Annotated in this window: 16 protein-coding genes and 1 riboswitch; of the genes, 7 read left to right on the plus strand and 9 right to left on the minus strand. The window is 73.9% G+C overall.

Annotated elements, in window-relative coordinates:
* Positions 1–4: 4 nt before the first annotated feature.
* From hisG to OP86_RS03865, 6 genes are all read right to left on the minus strand, one after another.
* A complete protein-coding gene (gene hisG / locus OP86_RS03840) occupies positions 5–853 on the minus strand; it encodes an ATP phosphoribosyltransferase (RefSeq protein WP_030058355.1) in 849 nt (282 codons plus the stop codon).
* A 73-nt stretch (positions 854–926) separates the two neighbouring features.
* A complete protein-coding gene (locus tag OP86_RS03845) occupies positions 927–1199 on the minus strand; it encodes a phosphoribosyl-ATP diphosphatase (RefSeq protein WP_030058354.1) in 273 nt (90 codons plus the stop codon).
* Positions 1200–1343: 144 nt separating this feature from the next.
* Entirely contained in the window at positions 1344–1817 is a 474-nt protein-coding gene (ribH, locus tag OP86_RS03850) for a 6,7-dimethyl-8-ribityllumazine synthase (protein ID WP_030058353.1), read from the minus strand.
* Positions 1818–1857: 40 nt separating this feature from the next.
* The gene (locus tag OP86_RS03855; RefSeq protein ID WP_030255228.1) at positions 1858–3129 is read right to left on the minus strand and encodes a bifunctional 3,4-dihydroxy-2-butanone-4-phosphate synthase/GTP cyclohydrolase II; all 1272 of its coding nucleotides are present in this window, start codon (positions 3127–3129) and stop codon (positions 1858–1860) included.
* On the minus strand, positions 3126–3773 hold the full coding sequence (locus OP86_RS03860; protein ID WP_030058350.1) for a nicotinamide mononucleotide transporter family protein: 648 nt from the start codon (positions 3771–3773) through the stop codon (positions 3126–3128). The genes OP86_RS03855 and OP86_RS03860 overlap by 4 nt, the downstream gene beginning before the upstream one ends.
* Positions 3770–4471 (minus strand): riboflavin synthase, encoded by a 702-nt coding sequence (locus OP86_RS03865; protein ID WP_078588417.1) that lies wholly within the window; start codon positions 4469–4471, stop codon positions 3770–3772. Before OP86_RS03865 ends, OP86_RS03860 begins: the two co-directional genes overlap by 4 nt.
* A 218-nt stretch (positions 4472–4689) precedes the next feature.
* Positions 4690–4817: riboswitch (FMN riboswitch) on the minus strand.
* A gap of 268 nt (positions 4818–5085) precedes the next feature.
* Between OP86_RS03865 and OP86_RS03870 the strand changes: the two genes are divergently transcribed.
* A complete protein-coding gene (locus OP86_RS03870) occupies positions 5086–5334 on the plus strand; it encodes an SCO4226 family nickel-binding protein (RefSeq protein WP_030058348.1) in 249 nt (82 codons plus the stop codon).
* A gap of 32 nt (positions 5335–5366) precedes the next feature.
* Here the strand turns inward: OP86_RS03870 and OP86_RS36400 are convergent, their stop codons facing one another.
* Positions 5367–5681, minus strand: a complete 315-nt coding sequence (locus tag OP86_RS36400) for an antibiotic biosynthesis monooxygenase family protein (protein ID WP_157849658.1) — start codon at positions 5679–5681, stop codon at positions 5367–5369.
* 221 nt (positions 5682–5902) lie between these two features.
* Here OP86_RS36400 and OP86_RS03880 point away from each other — a divergent pair, with 221 nt between their 5' ends.
* On the plus strand, positions 5903–6598 hold the full coding sequence (locus OP86_RS03880; protein ID WP_051829649.1) for an MSMEG_1061 family FMN-dependent PPOX-type flavoprotein: 696 nt from the start codon (positions 5903–5905) through the stop codon (positions 6596–6598).
* 84 nt (positions 6599–6682) lie between these two features.
* Here the strand turns inward: OP86_RS03880 and OP86_RS03885 are convergent, their stop codons facing one another.
* Complete coding sequence (locus OP86_RS03885) at positions 6683–6871, minus strand: YegP family protein (RefSeq protein WP_030058345.1); 189 nt, start codon at positions 6869–6871, stop codon at positions 6683–6685.
* Between the two features lie 168 nt (positions 6872–7039).
* On the opposite strand from OP86_RS03885, the gene OP86_RS03890 reads away from it, so the two are divergent.
* The 4 genes from OP86_RS03890 to OP86_RS03905 all read left to right on the plus strand — a co-directional run bounded on the left by OP86_RS03890 (position 7040) and on the right by OP86_RS03905 (position 11097).
* On the plus strand, positions 7040–7453 hold the full coding sequence (locus OP86_RS03890; RefSeq protein WP_030058344.1) for an HIT family protein: 414 nt from the start codon (positions 7040–7042) through the stop codon (positions 7451–7453).
* 214 nt (positions 7454–7667) lie between these two features.
* Positions 7668–8732 carry a serine hydrolase domain-containing protein gene (locus OP86_RS03895; RefSeq protein ID WP_051829650.1) on the plus strand — a complete coding sequence of 355 codons (1065 nt, stop codon included), beginning with the start codon at positions 7668–7670 and terminating at the stop codon, positions 8730–8732.
* A gap of 214 nt (positions 8733–8946) precedes the next feature.
* Positions 8947–9738 carry a hypothetical protein gene (locus OP86_RS03900; protein WP_030058341.1) on the plus strand — a complete coding sequence of 264 codons (792 nt, stop codon included), beginning with the start codon at positions 8947–8949 and terminating at the stop codon, positions 9736–9738.
* A 159-nt stretch (positions 9739–9897) separates the two neighbouring features.
* Positions 9898–11097, plus strand: coding sequence for an alpha/beta hydrolase family protein (locus tag OP86_RS03905; RefSeq protein ID WP_033330892.1), 1200 nt, complete (start codon positions 9898–9900; stop codon positions 11095–11097).
* A 105-nt stretch (positions 11098–11202) separates the two neighbouring features.
* On the opposite strand, the gene OP86_RS03910 is transcribed toward OP86_RS03905, so the two are convergent.
* On the minus strand, positions 11203–11745 hold the full coding sequence (locus tag OP86_RS03910) for a winged helix-turn-helix transcriptional regulator (protein WP_030058339.1): 543 nt from the start codon (positions 11743–11745) through the stop codon (positions 11203–11205).
* A gap of 118 nt (positions 11746–11863) precedes the next feature.
* Between OP86_RS03910 and OP86_RS03915 the strand changes: the two genes are divergently transcribed.
* Positions 11864–13387 (plus strand): MFS transporter, encoded by a 1524-nt coding sequence (locus tag OP86_RS03915; protein WP_051829651.1) that lies wholly within the window; start codon positions 11864–11866, stop codon positions 13385–13387.
* Positions 13388–13452: the final 65 nt, after the last annotated feature.

Genomic DNA, 13452 nt, shown 5'->3' on the forward strand with positions numbered 1-13452 from the left:
CAGGTCAGAGGCGGCAGGCGTGGATGTTGGTGACCAGGATGGCCCGGGCGCCGATGCCCCACAGGTCGTCCATGATCCGCTGGGCCTCCTTGCGGAGCACCATCGCTCGGACCGCGACCCAGCCCTCGGTGTGCAGCGGCGAGACGGTCGGCGACTCCAGGCCGGGAGTGAGCGCCACGGCGGCGCTGACGCTCTCGGCGCGGATGTCGTAGTCCATCAGCACGTAGCGGCGGGCCACCAGCACGCCCTGGAGGCGGCGCAGGAACTGCTCCACCCCGGCGTCCTCGCCCGCGCCCTTGGGGCGGATGACCACGGCGTCCGAGACCAGGATCGGGTCGCCGAACACCTCCAGGCCGGCGTTGCGCAGGCTGGTGCCGGTCTCCACGACGTCGGCGATCACGTCGGCGACGCCCAGCTGCACCGCGGTCTCGACCGCGCCGTCCAGCTTGGTGACCGTCGCCTTCACACCGTGGTCGGCCAGGTGCTGCTCGACCAGACCGGTGTACGAGGTCGCGATCCGCAGGCCCTCCAGGCCCTTGACGTCCTCCACGGCGACGCCCTCGGGGCGGGCGAAGCGGAAGGTCGACCCGGCGAAGCCGAGGGCGAGCACCTCCTCGGCGTTGGAGTGCGAGTCCAGCAGGAGGTCGCGACCGGTGATGCCGATGTCCAGCCGGCCGGAGCCGACGTAGACGGCGATGTCGCGCGGGCGCAGGAAGAAGAACTCGACCTCGTTGTTCGGGTCGACGAGGACGAGCTCCTTCGGGTCCTTCCGCTGGCGGTAGCCGGCCTCATGGAGCATCTCCGCCGCGGGACCCGAGAGCGAACCCTTGTTGGGGACGGCGATGCGCAGCATGGGAGGTTGCTTCCTTACCTGTTGGGAGGGGGTGCGGTTTCGGACCGGTTCCAGCGGTACGTGCAGACGTCTTTCAGAGGTACTTGTAGACGTCGTCGAGCGTCAGCCCACGGGCGATCATCATCACCTGAAGGTGGTAGAGCAGCTGGGAGATCTCCTCCGCCGTCTGCTCGTCCGACTGGAACTCGGCGGCCATCCAGACCTCGGCGGCCTCCTCGACGACCTTCTTGCCGATCGCATGGACGCCCTGCTGGACGAGCTGCGCGGTACGGGAGGACGAGGGGTCGCCGGAGGCGGCCTTCTGCTGGAGCTCGGCGAAGAGCTCCTCGAATGTCTTCGAAGCCATGATGGGCCCACCTTACGGCGTGCGGGCGGACGGACGGTAAACGGTCCCGGACCGTGGACAGTCCGGTGGACGTCCACGGTCCGGGACCGCTCCGAGGCCGCTCGGGACCGTGCGGGGACCGCTCCGGGGCCGTGCGGGCTGCCGTCAGAGCGTGGCGCGCAGCACCGCGGCGGTGGCGACGGCGGCGGTGACGGCCTCGTGGCCCTTGTCCTCGGCGGAGCCGGGCAGGCCGGCGCGGTCGAGCGCCTGCTCCTCGTTGTCGCAGGTGAGCACGCCGAAGCCGACCGGGACGCCGGTGTCGACGCTGACCTGGGTGAGGCCGAGGGTGGCCGCCTGGCAGACGTAGTCGAAGTGCGGGGTGCCGCCGCGGATGACCACGCCGAGCGCCACCACGGCGTCGTAGCCACGCTCGGCGAGGCGCTTGGCGGCGACCGGCAGCTCGAAGGTGCCGGGGACGCGCAGGACGGTCGGCTCGGCGATGCCCAGCTCCTTGAGCGCGCGGTGGGCGCCGTCCAGCAGGCCGTTCATGACCTGGTCGTGCCACTGGGCGGCGACGACGGCGACCTTGAGGTCGGCGGCGCCGTCGATGGTCAGCTCGGGGGCTCCGTGGCCACTCATGTTCTTCTCTTTCCTGTCGTGCCTGTCGTGGTGGGGTGCTTCAGGAGCCCAGGCCGGGCAGGTCGTGGCCCATCCGGTCGCGCTTGGTGCGCAGGTAGCGCAGGTTGTGCTCGCCCGGCGCGATCTCGACCGCCTCGCGCCCCTTGACCTTGAGGCCGTGCTCGGTGAGCGCGGTCAGCTTCTGCGGGTTGTTGGTGAGCAGGGTGAGCGAGCGGATGCCGAGGTCCACCAGCATCTGCGCCGCGATGCTGTAGTCGCGGGCGTCGGCGGGCAGGCCGAGGTCCAGGTTGGCCTCGACGGTGTCGCGCCCCTGCTCCTGCAGCTCGTACGCGCGCAGCTTGTGGGCCAGGCCGATCCCCCGGCCCTCGTGGCCGCGCAGGTAGAGCACCACGCCGCGGCCGGCCTCGGCGATCCGCCGCAGCGAGGCCTCCAGCTGCGGGCCGCAGTCGCAGCGCAGCGAGCCGAAGACGTCACCGGTCAGGCACTCGGAGTGGACCCGCACCAGGACGTCCTCGCCGTCCGGCAGCCGCCCGTCGGCCGCCAGGCCGCCGGCCACCAGGGCGATGTGCTCGATGCCGTCGATGGTGCCCTTGTAGCCGACGGCGGTGAACTCGCCGTACGCGGTGGGCAGGGCGGTGACGGCGGCCCGGTCGACGTGCAGCTCGGTGCGGCGGCGGTAGGCGATCAGCTCCTCGATGGAGATGATCGCGAGGCCGTGCTCACGGGCGAAGGCGACCAGCTCGGGCAGCCGGGCCATGGAGCCGTCGTCGTTGACCACCTCGGCGATCGCGCCGGCCGGCGGCAGCCCGGCGAGCCGGGCGAGGTCGACGGCGGCCTCGGTGTGGCCGGGGCGCACCAGCACGCCGCCCTCGACGGCGCGCAGCGGGAAGACGTGCCCGGGGCGGGTGAGGTCGCCGGGCTCGGTGCCGGGCGAGGAGAGCAGCCGGACGGTGCGGGCGCGGTCGGCGGCCGAGATGCCGGTGTCCACCCCCTCGCGGGCGTCCACCGAGACGGTGTACGCGGTGCCCTTGCGGTCCTCGTTGACCTGGGTCATCGGCGGGAGCTTGAGGCGGTCCAGCTCCTCGCCGGTCATCGGGGCGCAGATCACGCCGGAGCTGTAGCGGATGGTGAAGGCCATCAGCTCGGGGGTCGCGGCGGAGGCGGCGAAGACGATGTCGCCCTCGTTCTCGCGGTCCTCGTCGTCGACCACGATCACCGCGCGGCCGAGGGCGATGTCGGCGATCGCCCGCTCGACCGGGTCGAGGACGAGCTCGGCCTCGGTGGTGCCCTTGTCGGACTGGTTCTCGGTCATGCCGTGACTCCCTGCGGGACGGTGGCGGACTTGACGCGCGGCTCACGGGTGCTCAGCCACCAGGAACGCAGGCCGAGCAGCACCAGGACGAAGTAGATGGAGTAGGTGAGGCCGGAGAAGGTGTAGCCGCTGTTGAAGGCGAACGGGACGCCGACCGCGTCGACGGCGATCCAGGCGAACCAGAACTCCACCCAGCCGCGGGCCTGCGCGACCATCGCGGCCAGCGTGCCGACGAAGATGTACGCGTCCGACCAGGGGCTCCAGGACAGGCTGGGGAAGGACGTGAAGAGCAGGGCGAGCGCGACCGTGCCCGCCGCGGTGCCGGCCGCCAGCGCGATCCGCTCCGGCCAACTGGCGAACCGCACCGCGATGGTGCCGCCGTCACGCCGGCCCCGCCGCCACTGCGCCCAGCCCCAGGCGGCGGTGGCGATCACGATCAGCTGCTTGCCGATCAGACCGGGGACGTGGCCCCCGAGGTAGGCGGTGATCAGCACCACGCCGGACAGCAGCTGGACCGGCCAGCTCCAGACCGAGCGGCGCCAGCCGAGCGCCAGGCCGGCGAAGCCGAGCAGGTTGCCGAACATGTCGGCCCACTTCACGTGTTCGCCGAGGACGGTGAACGCCTCTCCGCTGAGCCAGCTCACTTGGACTCCCCCGGGTTCTCGTCGATCGGCAGGTTGGGCAGGGTGGGCAGGTTCGGCAGCGCGGGCAGGGTGCGCGATTCGAGCAGCCGCTCCACGTACTTGGCGAGCACGTCCACCTCCAGGTTGACGCTCTCGCCGACGGCCTTGGCGCCGAGCGTGGTCAGCGCGAGGGTGGCCGGGATGAGGCTGACGGTGAAGCTGTCCCGGGCGGCCTCCACCACGGTGAGGCTGACGCCGTCCACCGTGATCGAGCCCTTCTCCACCAGGTAGCGGGAGATGGTGTCGGGCAGCGAGAACCGCAGCACCTCCCAGCGCAGTTCGCCGTCCGCGTCGCGCTCGCCGGGCTCACGGCTCACCAGCCGCCCGGTGGCGTCGACATGGCCCTGGACGAGGTGGCCGCCGAGCCGGGCGCCGAGCGCCATGGCGCGCTCCAGGTTGACCCGGGAACCGGGCTTCAGCTCGCCGAGGCTGGAACGGTGCAGCGTCTCGGCCATCACGTCGGCGCTGAACTCGCCGGTGCCCTCGGCCAGTTCGGCCGGGGAGTCGACGACCGTCAGGCAGACGCCGTTGACCGCGATGGAGTCGCCGTGGCCCGCGTCCGCACAGACCACCGGGCCGCGCAGGCGGATACGCGAGGAGTCGCCGATCTCCTCGATCGACACGACCTCGCCGAGCTCTTCGATGATGCCGGTGAACACCCGGGTTCTCCTCGCGCTTGGGGCGCGGACTCCGGGGCGGCAGAAGGGAGATGACACGGACGGGCACCGGTGCACGAGCCGCCGGCAGCACCCGTCGCCGGGGTTGCCGAGACCGCCGGGAGATCGCTCACCCGACCCGGGAGACACCTCTCCCGCCGTCCACCTGACCGTGGCCCGGTCCGGTAACGATGGACCACGGGTACTGCACTTCGTCCGCCCGCGCACGCCTCCCATCCGGACTTTAACCGTCGGTCCAGGAATTTCACCTGGTCAACCGGCCGCTGGCTGCGGACGGGTCGCGGACTGTAACCGCCGGTTCGGATTTTCACCGACCCCGGAGTGCGCTGAACGTCACTGCTGTTGCCGTCATTCTGCCACGACCGACGCAAGGCCAGGGAGGGGCCTGCACTGTGGTCTGTTTCACGGACTTCCGGGGAATGCGCGGCGGGGGTGCTCCGCGCGGCCTCCGGGGGGCCGGTTCGGTGGTGCGGGCGGTCCGATGGTTCGCGCGGTGCGGCCGGTTCGGCCGGTTCGGTGGCGAAGGCGGGCGGAGGGGGCGAGGCTGGTTGGTGGGGCCCTGCCGGTGACGCACCGAAGTTATGGAGGCGAGGGCGATGGCGAAGTTCATGGACGTCCACCACGGGATGACCGGGATCACGGCGGACCAGCTCAGGCAGGCCCACGCGGCCGACCTGGCGGCCCAGGGAGAGGAGGGCGTCCACTTCGAGCAGGCGTGGGCGGACCCGGAGTCGGGCACGGTGTACTGCCTCTCCGACGCGCCCTCCAAGGAGGCCGTGCAGCGGGTGCACAGCCGTACCGGGCACCCGGCGGACGAGATCCACCCGGTGCCGTTGACCGTGTGAGGACGGGGCTCGGAGCGAGGTGAGGGCGGGGCTCAGAGCGTGGCGGGTGCAGCAATCTGGAGGAAGTGGGTGACCTCCGGAGGGTGGGCGAGGTAGCTCAGCTCGCCCTCCGACCAGACCGGCCGGATCCGCCACATCGGCCCGGCGTAGCCGCGCAGGGCCGCCTCGTCGCGCCAGCGGCTCACCACCAGTACGCGGTGCCCGTCCTCCGTCACCGAGCGCAACAGCTCGCCGCCGAGGCAGCCGTCCGTCCGCCCCAGCTGCGGGATCACCTGGGTGGTCAGGTGCGCGCAGAACTCCTCGATTCGGCCTGCCAGGACCTGCCCGGCCCAGATTCTTACGATCACGACCACCACCTCCGCGCGGCTGGAGTCCCTGGCCCCATTATCAGCGGAAAACCGCTGGTGGCGAGGGGTGGAGCCGGGGAATCGACGGAGGGCTTCGACAGGGGTTCGACGGCAGTGCGACGGGGGTCGACGGGGTTCGGGCTGCGCGACGGCTGCGGTCCTCGGGTGGGGCCGCCTTACGGCCTGGGGTTGTGCCGAGGGGTCTCGGTTAGATTCCTGGTATGACCACCACACCGGAAGCTGTCGTCCCGTCAAGCGTCGATCCGGACCGGCCGGGCAGCCTGTTCAGCGCTCTCAGCGCGGGGGCCCTGACCGACCCCGCCCAACTGCGCGAGGTCTACGAGCAGCCCGGCGACCACGCGCGCCGCAAGCAGGTCGACCACCTGCACGAGGTCGCGAAGCGCCTGATCGCCTGCGCCTCGCTGGTGTTCGTCGCCAGCACCGACGCCGCCGGGCGCTGCGACGTCTCACCGCGCGGCGGGCCGGCCGGGCTGGTGTCGGTGCTCGACGACCACACCCTGGCCATTCCGGACGCCACCGGCAACAAGCGCCTGGACACCCTGCACAACATCCTGGAGAACGGCCGGGTCGGGCTGCTCTTCGTCGTCCCGGGACGGGACACCACGCTGCGGGTCAACGGGCGGGCCTGCGTCTCCACCGACCCCGAGCTGCTGCGCCAGCTGACCGCCGTCGGCAAGCCGCCGCGCAGCGCGATCGTGGTCGGGGTCGAGGAGGTGTACGCGCACTGCCCGAAGTCGCTCATGCGCGGCTCGGCGTGGAAGCCGGAGAACTGGCTCGCCAAGGACGCGCAGCCGACTTCGGCGGAGGTCACGCTCTCGCACCTGCGGGACGAGTCGCTGACCATCGAGATGATCGAGCAGACCGAGCGGGAGGCGCTGCTGTACCGGTACGAGTGAGCCGGCGGGGCGACATCGGTGCGGCGGCGGCGGCGGCGCGGCGGGCGGGGCTCGGGCCGGGTTGCCCACCGGACCCCGCGTCGCTCAGGCGGCCTTGGGAACGTCCACCACGGATGCGCCCACGGCGGCCCGCTGGACGGCGTCGACGCCCTTGTGGGCGGCCTCCTTGCTGGCGTAGCCCTGACCGGTGGCGACGATCTCGCCGTTGCCCGCCTTGAGCCGGAACCGGTACTTGCCACCGGAGTCCTGATGGACCTCGAACGTGCCCGGCATCCGGGCCACCTCCTCGTGCGGCGCGTGACGCGCCCGCTGGTCGGCCCCCTGCAGCACGGTGCGCCCGGTCGCCGCGCGGCCGCACCCGGTCGGCGGCCGGACGGGTGAAGCCGGGTCCACGGGGTTTGCCGGGGTGCCGGGGCGGCTGCCGGTGGCTTGAATGGACGGATGGACTGCGTCTTCTGTGCGGTGGTGGCGGGCGAGGAGCCCGCGCACCTGGTGCTGGACGACGAGGCCGCGGTGGCCTTCCTGGACCGCCGGCCGCTGTTCCCCGGGCACGTCCTGGTCGTCCCGCGCGCCCACCACCGGACGCTCGCGGACCTGCCCGCCGACCTGGTGGGACCGTTCTTCCTGCGGGTGCAGCGGGTGGCGGCGGCCGTCGAGCGGGGGCTGGGTGCGGCGGGCAGCTTCGTGGCGGCGAACAACCGGATCAGCCAGTCGGTGCCGCACCTGCACGTCCACGTGGTGCCGCGCAATCCCAAGGACGGGCTGCGCGGGTTCTTCTGGCCGCGGGGGAAGTACCCGGACGAGGCGGGGGCCGCGGAGGTCGCGGGCCGGCTGCGGGCGGCGCTGGAGGGGTGAGCGGATCGCGGTCGCGCCCTGCTGTCCGGCGCCCTGGTGTCCGGCGCCTTGGCCCTGCCGAGGAGCCGCGCCGAGGAGCCGCGCCGAGAACCGGATATTCCGGGCCCTGCGGTGCCGGGAGCAGCCGGGCGTACTCCTGGAGGAGCATCGGAGGCGGCCGAGATCCTTATCCCGGCTGACGATTCGCCAGGTCGGGCCGCCTAGGCTCGTGGCCATGAACGAACTCGCGTGCGTCGTGCAAGAGACGGCCGACCGGCTGGCGGGGCGGCACGTCGGCGCGGTGGTCGCCGGGCTGGCCGGCGGTGCCACGGAGATCCGCGGCGTCGGACGGACCGGCCCGGGCGGCGGCGTGCCCGGGCCGGACACGCTGTTCGAAATCGGTTCCGTCACCAAGGTGTTCACCTCGCTGGTGCTGGCGCGGCTGGCGCTCGACGGCACGGTGCGGCTCGACGAGCCGCTGGCCGAGGTTCTCGCCGGGGCGCGCGACGGCCGTACCGCCGTTCCCGACCGGGGCCGCGAGCCGATCACGCTGCGGCACCTGGCCACCCACAGCTCCGGGCTCCCCCGGCTGCCCCGGGGCATGCTGGTGAAGGCGCTGCTCAGGCCCAACGACGCCGATCCGTACGCCCATTGCACCGCCGAGTACGTGCTGGACGGGCTCGCCCGGACGAGGCTGCGGGCCGTGCCCGGGCGCGGCTTCCGCTACTCCAACCTCGGCGCCGGGGTGCTCGGCCTGGCCCTCGCGCACCGCAGCGGCACGGGGTACGAGGAGTTGGTGACGCGGGAGGTCTGCGAGCCGCTGGGGCTGGCGGACACCCACGTGCGGTCGGGCGAGGAGCAGTCCGGCCGGCTGGCGCGCGGGCACACGACGGGCGGGCGGCCGGTGCCGTACTGGGACATGGCGGCGATACCGGGCATGGGTGCGCTCCGCTCGACCGCGGCCGACCTCGCGATACTCCTGCGGGCCCAGCTGGCCGCCGACCGCGAGCCGGACGCGCCGCTGGCGCCCGCGATCACGCTCACCCGGGAGGCCCGGCACCGGGTCAACCCCTTCGCCTGGATGCACCTGGGCTGGCTCGGCCACCGGCTGCACACCCAGCAGGGCGGCCACCTGCAGATCTGGCACAACGGCGGCACGGGCGGGTTCCGCTCGTTCGTGGCCTTCGACCCGGAGAAGCAGGTGGGGGTGGTGGTGCTGGCCAACACCTGCCGGTCGGCCGATCCGGCCGGTACGGAGCTGCTGCGCCGGCTGCAGAAGGACTTCGCGACGACGGGCTGAGGACGGCCCCGGGGCTGGGTGGCGCCGATGCGGTCAGCCCTGGTCACGGCCACCCCGGCGGCGGCGGGCTCCGGGTGGCGGGCGATGATGGCGGGGCTGTTTCGGGCCAAAAGGTGCCGATTGGCACTGTTGCCGAACGCAACGGACGGTTGATGCTGGTGATCCGGCAGCTGCGGTTCCGATTGTGGAGTCCGCCGAGTGAAAGGGGGCCGACGTGGCGGTGGTGTGGTCGCCGACGCGGGTGCGGGCGGTCGGGTTCGCGGGCCCGGCCGGTCCGGGCCGCCCGGCCGACCGGCTCGGGCCGGTGGTGCAGGTGTACCGGCGGTTCCGGCCGGTGCCCCGACGGGCGCTGGTCTGGCTGGACGCCTGCGCGGCAGCCGTCGCGCTGACGCTCTGCCTGGCGCTCGGGGAGTGGTGGCCCGCGCCCGCGGTGGGGGCCGTGACGGTGGCGGCCGCCGGCGGCTTCGGTCGGCTGCGGCCGGCGCCCGGGCTGCGGGCCGTACGGATGCACCAGGGCGGCCTGGTGCTGGTCACGGAGGACGGCGGCGAGCGCTCGCTGCCGTGGAGCGCGGTGGAGGCCACCGACTACTCCCCCGGCAGGCGGCGCGGGGAGTACGAGCACGGGCGAATATGGCCGGCCGGCGCGGACGAGCCGGTGGCCCTGCGGCACCTGCGCGGGCTGGGCGGGCTGTTCCGGGAGCTGGAGGACCGCCTCTCCCCCGGGCTGCGGGCCGGCCTGCACGAGACGCTGCGCACCGAGGGCGCTGTCCGGTTCGCCCGGGGGCGGCTCACGGTGACGGCCTGCGGGCTGGTGCACCGGCCACCTCACCCGCTCGCCGCGACGGAGGCCTACCGGTGGGCGGAGGTGGAGTCCGCCCGGGCGTCCGGCCTCGGCGAGCTGGAGATCCGGACGGATTCGACCGGTCTGCCACTCACCCTCCCGGTGCCCAACGCACGTGCGGCGGCGGGCTTCCTGGAGGAGCTCCGGGTGGCCGCCCTCGGGTGAGCGGCCGGTCCGGTCCGGTCCCGGCCGATCGGTCCCGGCCGGTCCGGCCGGTCCGGTCCCGGGCTGCCCCCTAAGGGGCGGAACGGGCTCCTCCCGGAAGGGATCAGTACATCGCTGAGTGGACGTCAACTCCCGCGCCCGCGACGTACCGTCGCCGACATGAACCGATTCCGCACCGCCGCTGCCGCGGCCGCCCTGCTGCTCGCGCTTCCGCTGTCCGTCGCCGCCGCCGCGCCGGCCCTGGCCGCGCCCTCGCCCACCGGTGCCGCCGCCGCCTCCGTACCCGCCGCGCCCTCAACCCGGGCCGCCGTCCACGTCGAACTCCCGCGCCCCACCGGGCCGTACGCGGTCGGGCAGGAGGTCCTGCAGCTGGTGGACCAGAACCGCCCGGACCCGTGGGTGCCCTCCGCCGGTCCGCGCCGGCTGATGGTCTCGATGTACTACCCCGCGCACGCCGGAACGGGCAGCCCGGCCCCGTACATGACCGACGGGGCGGCCCGGGCCCTGCTGGACGTGAAACTGCCGGGCAACACCATCCCGACCGAGGCGGTGACCGGCGCCCGGACGTGGGCGGAGTCCGGCGCGCGCCCGCAGGGCGGCCACTACCCGCTGGTGGTGCTGTCGCCCGGCTTCACCATGCCGCGCGCCTCGCTCAGCAGCCTCGCCGAGGAGCTGACCAGCCGCGGGTACGTCGTCGCCCTGGTCGACCACACCTACGAGAACACCGGGACGACCTTCCCCGACGGGCAGACGCTGCCCTGCGTGATGTGCGGGCAGCTCAGGACCCCGGAGGCCTGGGCGGGCCTGGACGAGAGCCGGGCGAAGGACGTCTCCTTCGTCATCGACCAGCTGACCGCCCGCCCCCACCCGGCCTGGCGCTACGCCCGGCTGATCGACCGCGACCGGATCGGCATGGCCGGACACTCGGCCGGCGGCGCGGCCACCGTCCCGGCTCTGCTCCGCGACGACCGGATCGAGGCCGGGGTGGACCTGGACGGCACGATGGACGTCCCGGTACCCGCCTCCGGCATCGGCGGCAAGCCGTACCTGATGATGGGCCACCCGCTGCCCGACGGCGACGAGGACTCCAGCTGGACCGCGAGCTGGCCCCACCTGGACGGTTGGAAGCGCTGGTTGACCGTCGACGGTTCCAACCACGGCAGCTTCACCGACTTCCCCCTGTTCATGGAGAAGCTCGGCCTCCCCCAGGACCCCGGCACCACGGTGTCCGGCGCGCGCGGCGTGGAGCTCACCCGCTCGTACGTCGGCGCCTTCTTCGACCTCCAGCTGAAGGACATCGAGCAGCCACTGCTCGACGGACCGACCGCCGCGGACCCGGAGGTGCGGTTCCACTCCTGACCGGCAGCGCGCGGGCGGGGCCGCCGGCAGTCATGCCGGCGGCGCCGCCTGCGTACCGGCCGAGGTCGGGCGGTGCCGGTCGAGGTCACGCGGGGCCGGTCGAGGTCAGGCGGGCGCGGCCGCCGAGGCGATCGGTTCGAGCAGCGGGTGCGGGCGGACCAGGGCGAGGGAGACTGCGTCCTCGCGGCGGCTTCCGGTGCGGGCGGGGTTGGGGCGCATGACGATCTCGGCCGGGCGGACGGGCGCGCCGCCGCAGGTCGGGCAGGCGCCGACGAGGTCGAGGTCGGTGCCGCAGGCGGCGTGCGCGAAGAGGTGGTACGGGCCGGCCTCGGTGGCGTGCCGACTGCCCCAGCGGCTCAACTGGTAGAGCGGGCCCCAGAGTTCGAGGCCGGCATCGGTGAGCAGGTAGCCGTGGCGCAACGGCGTCTGCTGGTAGGGCTCCTTGCGCAGGACCCCGGCCGCGACCAGAGCGTTGAGGCGTGCGGTGAGGACGGCGCGCGGGATGCCGAGGTGGGTGAGGAAGTCGTTGAAGCGCTGCACGCCGTAGAACGCGTCACGCAGGATCAGCAGGCTCCAGCGCTCGCCGACCACCTCCAGGGCGCGGGCCAGGGTGCAGTCCTGCAGTTCGTAGTCGGTTCCCAGGGCCATGGGCATGAGCCTAGTCCACACCCCGAGAGGGTTCAATGAACAGACTGGTGGTGGTAGCGTGCCACCGAGAGGAAGGTTCATTCACCAGACCTGCGATCCCGTCCCGGAGGGAACACCCATGCCCCCCGCACGACCCGGCTCCTCCCCCAACGCCCCCGCCCCGCACGTCCGGCCCGGCGCCACGCACGTCCGGCCCAGCGCCCCCGCCCCGCACGTCCGGCCCGGCGCCACGCTGGCGACCACCGCGGCGGCGACCGCGCTGACCACCGTGGCCTACAGCGCCCCCACCGCCTCGCTCGCCGCCACCGCCCAGGCCGCCCACCTGGGCGCCTCCGGCCGTACCTGGATCCTCACCGGCACCCTGGTCGGCATCTCGGCGCTGCTGCTCACCGCCGGGAGCGCGGCCGACGACCACGGCCGCAAGCGGGTGTTCACCTTCGGCGTGCTGCTGTTCGCCGCCGCCGAGACGCTCGCCGCCCTGGCCCCCGGCGGCGCCGTCTACCTGGCCGCCCGGGTGCTGCTCGGCCTCGCCTCGGCGGCCGTCCTGGCACCGGCGCTCGGCCTGATCAGTCACGCCCACCCGCACGGGCCCGAGCGGATCCGGGCGCTCGGCGTCTGGGGCGCGGCCGTCGGCCTCGGGATCGCGATCGGCCCGGTGTACGGCGCGCTGGTCCAGCAGTGGGCCGGGTGGCGCGCGGTCAGCGGCGGGATCGCGGCGGTCTCGGCCGTCGTGGCCGTCTGCTCCGCCATGCTCCTCACCGAGTCGCGGGCCGAACGGCCGCGCGCGCTCGATCCGTACGGGGTGCTCACCCTCGCCGCCGGGACGTCCTGCCTGATCGCCGGGCTGGCGGAGGGCCGCAGCGGCTGGGGACGACCGGCGGTGACAGTCCTGCTGGCGGGCGGGGTGCTGCTGCTGGCGGCGTTCGCCGCGGTGGAGGCAAGGGTGCGGGAGCCGATGCTGGACCTCGCGCTGTTCCGCAGCCCCGGATTCATCGCGGCCACCGGCGGGGCGCTGTTCACCGGGCTGTCGCTGGTCGGCTTCATGAGCTACCTGCCCACCCTGCTCCAGGGCGTGCTCGGCCTGTCCGGGCTTGCGGCGGGCGGTGTGCTGGCGCTGTGGTCGGGCCTGTCGGTGGTGTCCGCGCTGCAGGCCCGGCGGCTGGCGGCGCGCCTGTCCGCCACCGCGCAGGTCGCGCTGGGGCTGCTGGTCTGCGGGGTGGGCACGGCGGGCCTGTACGGGCTGTCGCCCGGCTCGTCCTGGCTGCGGCTGGCGCCGGGGCTCGCGGTCGCGGGAATCGGCAGCGGGGTGCTCAACGCGGCCCTCGCCCGGCTGGCGGTCGGCAGCGTCCCGGCGCACCGGGCGGCGATGGGATCCGGCGCCAACAGCACCTCCCGGTACCTGGGTTCGGCCCTCGGGGTGGCGGTCACCGTTGCCGTCGCCGGCTCCGCCCGCCCCTCCGGGCCCGGCCCCGACGCGGCGTCCCGCGCCCTGGCGGCGGGCACCGACCGGGCCGTCCTGGTCGCCGCCGCCCTCTGCCTGGTCGGCGCGCTGCTCGCGCTCGTCGCCCGCACCGCCGAAGCCCGCGCGGGCACGGAGCCGGCGGCGGCACCGCCCGCACGGGAGCCCACGCCCGTACGGTGACGCGCGGAACGTCGATCGGTGACGCCCGGGACGTCGACCCGGCCCCCGGAGATCGCGCGACGGGC

The sequence above is a fragment of the Streptomyces novaecaesareae genome (assembly GCF_000716875.1).
Classification (GTDB): Bacteria; Actinomycetota; Actinomycetes; order Streptomycetales; family Streptomycetaceae; genus Kitasatospora; species Kitasatospora novaecaesareae.